At 64.9% G+C, this 6,319-nt stretch carries 7 protein-coding genes; 3 read left to right on the top strand and 4 right to left on the bottom strand.

From position 1 onward, the window contains the following. Window positions 1–22 precede the first annotated feature (22 nt). A complete protein-coding gene (locus AC1DT2_RS13775; protein WP_477296890.1) occupies window positions 23–457 on the top strand; it encodes a universal stress protein in 435 nt (144 codons plus the stop codon). On the opposite strand, the gene AC1DT2_RS13780 is transcribed toward AC1DT2_RS13775, so the two are convergent. After that, window positions 454–708 (bottom strand): hypothetical protein, encoded by a 255-nt coding sequence (locus tag AC1DT2_RS13780; protein ID WP_477296891.1) that lies wholly within the window; start codon window positions 706–708, stop codon window positions 454–456. The two genes, AC1DT2_RS13775 and AC1DT2_RS13780, sit on opposite strands and share 4 nt — an antisense overlap. Window positions 709–822: 114 nt before the next feature. Next, the gene (gene fabR, locus AC1DT2_RS13785) at window positions 823–1,473 is read right to left on the bottom strand and encodes an HTH-type transcriptional repressor FabR (RefSeq protein WP_213947226.1); all 651 of its coding nucleotides are present in this window, start codon (window positions 1,471–1,473) and stop codon (window positions 823–825) included. 95 nt (window positions 1,474–1,568) lie between these two features. Here fabR and AC1DT2_RS13790 point away from each other — a divergent pair, with 95 nt between their 5' ends. Together AC1DT2_RS13790 and AC1DT2_RS13795 are read left to right on the top strand one after the other, a co-directional pair. Then, window positions 1,569–2,639 carry a ferredoxin reductase gene (locus AC1DT2_RS13790; protein ID WP_477296899.1) on the top strand — a complete coding sequence of 357 codons (1,071 nt, stop codon included), beginning with the start codon at window positions 1,569–1,571 and terminating at the stop codon, window positions 2,637–2,639. Between the two features lie 8 nt (window positions 2,640–2,647). Next, the gene (locus AC1DT2_RS13795) at window positions 2,648–3,772 is read left to right on the top strand and encodes a fatty acid desaturase family protein (RefSeq protein ID WP_477296893.1); all 1,125 of its coding nucleotides are present in this window, start codon (window positions 2,648–2,650) and stop codon (window positions 3,770–3,772) included. 190 nt (window positions 3,773–3,962) lie between these two features. On the opposite strand, the gene AC1DT2_RS13800 is transcribed toward AC1DT2_RS13795, so the two are convergent. Beyond that, window positions 3,963–5,435 carry a mechanosensitive ion channel domain-containing protein gene (locus tag AC1DT2_RS13800; RefSeq protein WP_477296895.1) on the bottom strand — a complete coding sequence of 491 codons (1,473 nt, stop codon included), beginning with the start codon at window positions 5,433–5,435 and terminating at the stop codon, window positions 3,963–3,965. A 137-nt stretch (window positions 5,436–5,572) separates the two neighbouring features. Next, window positions 5,573–6,319, bottom strand: a 747-nt coding sequence (locus AC1DT2_RS13805; protein WP_477296897.1) for an alpha/beta fold hydrolase, incomplete at its 5' end; no start/stop codon positions are given.

The following is a 6,319-nucleotide window of genomic DNA, read 5'->3' on the forward strand; positions in this document are numbered from 1 at the left end:
AGCCAACAAAGCGAGGGCGAACATGTTCAAGCACATCCTTATTGCGACAGACGGATCGGACGCGGCGGGGCGCGCAGCGGATCAGGCGATCGGCTTGGCATCGCGAATCGGCGCAAAGGTCTTCGTGCTGTGCGTCGAGCCGCCCTCGCCAGCCTTTGCCGTCATTGCTGAGGCAATCCAGGGAGCGGAGGCGTTGCTGGAAGCCGTGGCGAGACGTTCACACGATTATCTGAGTGACGTGTGCGCCAGGGCGCAGGCGGCCAGCGTTCCTTTCACCAGCCGAACCGTGGTCGACAGTCGGCCCTACTGCGAGATCGTGAGTATCGCGGCGCGCGAGGGTTGCGACCTCATCGTCATGGGCTCGCACGGTACCCGCGGGCTGGACAGGCTGCTGCTCGGCAGCGAGACGCATAAGGTGCTCTTGAGCACGGATATCCCRGTGCTCGTTTGCCACTAGCTCCTGAGACGAATGACTTCCCGGGCGCGAATGACGCGCCGGCCAGCCGGCGTAATCTTCCAGTACTCGTCAACTTCCTTCAGGACAAGCCCGAGTCTGGCCAGGCGGCCGCACACCTCACAGTCGAGGCGACCGATGGCCAGAAAGCTCGTGTCATCGAGCTGACGCAGCGTGGCCAGGTCCAGTTCGTCGAGATGGATGGCCGCGACCTTGGCTCCGGCCGCGTGCCGTGATCGATGCTGTGCTGGCATGTGTTCTCCCTGTCCCAAGGCCATCATGACGTTGGCGGGAGCGGCAGTCACCGGACTTGCCGGGAACCTGCCGATTTTGCACGTGGATCGACCGCGCGGTTCAGGACGGCGAGGTCAGGACGCCGAGGTATCCAACACGCGAGCCCCGGTAATGATCATGCGCAGCATCTGCGAGATCTGTTCGATCAGCTCGGGGTCGCGCTCGGGCGGCTGGTCCATCGCCACAGCACCCATGGCGAACACGAGGCGGGTAATCGCCTTGGACACCAGTGCGGGCTCATGCAGCCTGGCGCGCTCGGCGGCCGCCAGCCGGATCAGGTCGACCCGCAGCTCGTCCTCGAAGTAGCTCAATTCGCGTTCGACCGCCTGTTTGAAGGCATCGGAGCCGACCGCGCCTTCGCGCAGGAGCACATGCAGCAGCTTGTCGTCCGCGCGCAGCTGTTCCATGAACGTCTCGACAGACACACGGATCACGCTGCGGTCGGTGGACGTGGCGCGCTCGCGCGCCTGGCCGATGATGGTGCGCAGCGAGCGGCCGGCCAGGTCGATCAGGGCGATGGCCAGTTCGTCCATGTCGCGGAACTGGCGATAGAAGCTGTTCGGCGAGATGCCGGCTTCACGCGTTACCTCGCGCAGGCTCACCGTCGACAGGCTGCGGTGCGGCCCGATCAGCTTGAGGGCGGCCACGATCAGGTCCTCACGCGCAATCGCAGGCTTCCGCGGCAGCGGAAGGACGGATGACGGGGTCAGGATGATCGAGGTCATGGGGCGGCGATGAAGGAAGCAGGGTCAATCATAACCCGTCGACACCAATGCACAACTGTATACACAGGTGTATGAGCATGCGTATAGTGACCCCCATGAACGCGATTCTCGCCCCCCGGCCCCTGTGGCCCGTCCGCCTGGCCCGGCGCGTGGTCTCGCCGGCCCTGTTCGACTTCTGGTCCACGCGGATCAACCCGCTGTGGACCCTGGAGCAGCCGCTGGCAAGGCTCGTGTCCCGCTCCCAGGCCAGCCGCGATGCGGTCACGCTCGTTCTCCGGCCCAATCGCCATTGGCGGGGATTGCTCCCCGGCCAGCACGTCAACGTGCATGTCGAGATCGAAGGGCGACGTTTGCAACGCAGCTATAGCCCCACCGTCCTGGACGACGGGAACCTTGCGATCACGGTCAAGGCGATCACCGGCGGCCGGGTCAGCGGCCATCTGGCTCGCGACGCGCGGATCGGTGAGGTGGTGGCGCTGGGAGCGGCCTTCGGCGACATGGCGCTGCCGAACGGGAAGGACGACCTCCTGCTCCTGGCCGCCGGTAGCGGCATCACGCCGATGCGTGCGCTGCTTCGCTCGCTGGCGGCCCGCGGCATGCCGGTCAACGTGGATCTGATGTACTGGGCACGCCGCCGCGACGAGCTGTGCTTCGTCGACGAGCTGGACGCCCTGGCGGCCGCCCATCCTCGCCTGCGTGTGCGTTATTTGCTCACCCGCGAGGACGCCTCGCCGGATCCGCGCATCGACACCGTGTCGCTGGATGCGATCGCCGCRCTCGCCGGGCGTCGCGTTCTTGCGTGCGGCCCGGGTGGCTTCGTGCAGGCCGCTCGCAGCCGCCTGGACGGCAAGGTCGCCCACTTCGACGCTGAAGCTTTCAGCGTTCCTGTACGCGTCGACGGTGACGAAGGCGTCGTGGAGGTGCATCTCGCGCGCAGCGGTCGCACGCTGCAACTGCCTCGCGGGAAGTCGCTGCTGGAAGGCCTCGAAGCGCAGGGCATTCGTCCGCGCCACGGCTGCCGCATGGGCATCTGCAACACCTGTGCCTGTGGGCGCCAGTCGGGCACCACGCGCCAACTCCTTACCGGTGATCTCAGCAGCGAACCTTCTTCGCAAGTGCGCCTGTGCATCAGCGCGCCGAGCACCGACCTGATTCTGGACCTCTGAGTACCCTTATGAGCCGTGTCCGCAACCGCACTCTCTCGCCCGCCGACCTGCAGGCCTTCGGTGATGAACTCGACGCCATCCGCGCCCGGGTCACCGCCGATATCGGCCAGCGTGACGCGAAGTACATCCGGAAGATCGTGGCCTCCGTGCGCTGGTGCGGCGTTGCCGGCCGCGCACTCCTGTTCCTCGGCGCCTTCGTCCACAGCGTGCTGATTCCCGCGTGGATCGCCGGCGTCGTGTTGCTCGCCCTGTCGAAGATCCTCGAGAACATGGAGCTGGGCCACAACGTCATGCACGGCCAGTACGACTGGATGAACGATCCCAAGCTCAACGGCCATACCTATGAGTGGGACATCGTCGCGACCGGYGACAACTGGCGCAAGACGCACAACTTCCAGCACCACACCTATACGAACGTCCGCGGCATGGACGACGACATCGGCTATGGCTTGCTGCGTATTTTCCCTGAGCAGCGCTGGCGCCCGTTCTACCTGATGCAGCCGGTCATCGCCATGGTGTTCATGGTGCTGTTCCAGTGGGGCGTGGCCATCCAGGAGCTTCGTGTGGGCCGCTGGTTCGCCGGAAAGAAATCCACCGCGCAGATGCGCGACGATTTCCGCCCGGTACGCCGCAAGATGGGTCGTCAGCTGCTCAAGGATTACGTAGTGTTCCCGCTGCTGGCCGGTCCGTTCTTCCTGCCGGTGCTGCTGGGCAACATGCTTGCCAACACGCTGCGCAGCATCTGGACCTTCGTCATCATTTTCTGCGGCCACTTCACCGCTGACGCCGAAGTGTTTCCGAAGGAGTCGATCCGCAATGAATCGCGTGGTCACTGGTACCTGCGCCAGCTTCGCGGCTCGTCCAACATCTCGGGCGGCAAGCTGCTGAACGTGCTGTCGGGCAACCTCAGCCACCAGATCGAACATCACTTCTACCCCGACCTGCCGGCCAATCGCTACGCCACGATCGCCGTTGAAGTGAAAGAGATCTGCGCACGCTACGGCCAGCACTACAACACCGGCTCCCTGCCCCGTCAGTTCGGCCAGGTCATCTGGCGTATCTGGCGGCACGCGCTGCCCAGCCGCCCCGGCAGGAAATTGCGAGCGGCCGAACCGGCACTGCAAGGCGGCTGATCCGCACTTTCACCCCTGGGACGTGAGCACGCGGAGCGCGGGGGGCCTGTTGTCCAGCCGCCAGCGGCTTGGCGTCTCGCCGGTCATGCGCCGGAACACATTGGAGAAATGCGGCTGATCGGTCGAGAGCATCAATCGCGTCGCGCCTGCAGTTCGCTAAGCCGGGGTTCCGGCCTGACATAAGCCACGTTCAATGCCTTTGCGAAAGGCCATGCAGGCGACGCATGCCCGCAAGCAACCGGTGGAAGATATCCGCGTGCGAATCGGTTTGCACGGGCAGGTCCTTGAACGCCTCGGAGGCGATCGCCTGGAAGGCGACGAGTCCGTCCAGCATGTCCTGTCCGGCAGCTGGATTGGCCTGCAGGATCGGCGTCAATGCGGCTTTGGGCACCCAGGCAACCGACACGTGACCGATGGCGCGCAGCTTGATGGGCACACTCTCACCCGTGAGCACGCCCGCCCTGCCCACGGCGTCGCCCGGTGAAAGACGCGCGATCTCGACGTAGCGTCCGGCGTGTTCCGCGAGCAGGCCGGCCCCGCCGGAGGTGACGATGTAAAGCGCGCGGCGCTCGTCCGGGCACTGCACGCCCACCTCGTAGATCATCTGGCCCGGCTCGAACTGCTTTCTGTCCATCGCGTCGGCGAGCTGGCCCAGCTCCGCCTCGCTGAGCGAACGGAACATTTCGATCTCGCGAAGCAGGCTGACCGCGTCCTTGGACAGGTCATGCACCGGCTGGCCAGAAGAAAGCGGGATGCCGTTGGCAAGGAAGTGCCGATGGATCTGGTCGATGAGTTGATTGCGCACCTTCACCTTCGCGCTCATCGCGTCGACGTAGACGACCACGCGGTAATCGACATGTTTCCCGTGGAGTCCGGTCGCGGTCACCGTCGGCGCGGGCGTCGCGAGAATGCCGCGGGTGCTGGTCACCGCATCGGTCAGCGCGGCGATCACGCTGGCCGGTCGGGCGTGCGTCGTGACCTGCACAGGCACATCCACGCCGTGGGTCTTCTCCGGACGGCTCTGGTTGATGATGTTCGACTTGGCCGCGGAGCTGTTCGGCACGATGACCGTGTTGCCGTCGCCGTTGAGCAAGGTGGTCGCACGCCAGTTGCTCTCGATGACCTCGCCCTGGATATCACCGATGGTGACCGAGTCGCCAATGCTGAAAGGTTCTGTCGCGCTGAGCACGACGCCGGAGAAAACATCCGCGAGCGTGCTCTGCACCGCGAGGCCGATAACGATGGCCACGGCGCCCGAGGTCGCGAGGAGGCCGCCGATCGGAAGGTTGACGACAAAAACCAGGCCGGCGACCAGGGCGCCCATGAACGTAAGGGCGCGCACGACGTCGCGGAAGAGTTTTTCGCGCAGCCCCTGCGGAAGGACGAAGGCACTCATCAAGGCCGTGGCGATCTGCGCGAACTGCAGCCACCACATCAGTTCCAGCACCTGGGCAACAAAGTGCCGCAGCGGCTCGCCTTTCCAGGGCGCCTCGTCGAACGGCACCATGCCATGTGTCCAAAGGACATAAGACAGCAGGAGGAAGAGTGGAATCCGCACGAACGTGTGGCCTTTCCTGCCGCCGAAGCGCAGGAAACGCCAAGACAGGAAGTCGAGGGCAAGGACGCCGACGCCGAGCAGCATCGCGCTATCGAGGAAGGTCACGTGTTCTCCCCCAGGGGCTTGGATGGCAGCGTCCATGCTTTCAGACTAATGGAGCCATCGTTTCACGGAATCGTGCATAGCGACAAGCTGGCTATGCTTTTTCACATGGACGCCCGCACGATCGCCATGAAGGTTACTCAGGCACCCCAGAGTCGCCTCGCCTCGTCGGCGATCACCTCCGGGTATTCCTCCTGGAAGAACAGCTTCCCTTCGGGGACGAGGCGAACGCCTCGCGACTGTCCAGCCGTCCGCTCGAGATACCGGGCGTCACTCACGGCGAAGAGTGTGTCCTTCGCGCCCCATACCATCCGCGTAGGGACCGGGCTGCGGGAAAGCACAGCTTCGACACCGACCAGGGGATTTGTCGCGAGTTCGAGGTGATACGACTCGTACTGCGAACGTCGCAGCGGCGAGCTCACCAAGGGCGTCACGTAATACGCGAKCGATGCATTTGTCAGTGTGGACGGATCACGATAAACGGCGGCGCCAAAGGTGGATCGCGCCGACGCTTGATCCGTCAGCCACGTCGCCGTGACATCGGCGAGCTTGCCGGCCCTCGCCATGTCGATCGCCGGCTTCACGCCGGCAGGCGGGCTGTCGACTTCGACATCGCCATTGGTCAGCAGGAGCGTTCGGACCCGCTGCGGGTAGTGCCAGAGGAATAGTTGAGCCACGGCCGTGCCGCTGTCGCTGGCGACGATGTCGACCGAGGTCACACCCAGGCTGTCCAGCAGGGCGGCGAGCATCTGCGCCTGCGCCCGTGGCGCCAGGGATTGCTCCTTCGGAATATCGGAGTACCCCAGTCCCATGAAGTCCGGGGCGATGCAGCGCCGGAGGGAGGCCAGTCGCTGTATCGCACCGCGCCACTGGAAGCCATTCAACGG

This window comes from Luteibacter sp. P4_E6 (genome assembly GCF_056401535.1).

Bases quoted from the DNA above. Each gene is read 5' to 3' on its own strand.
- AC1DT2_RS13780 (WP_477296891.1), bottom strand. From the start codon at position 708: ATGCCAGCACAGCATCGATCACGGCACGCGGCCGGAGCCAAGGTCGCG.
- fabR (WP_213947226.1), bottom strand. From the start codon at position 1,473: ATGACCTCGATCATCCTGACCCCGTCATCCGTCCTTCCGCTGCCGCGG.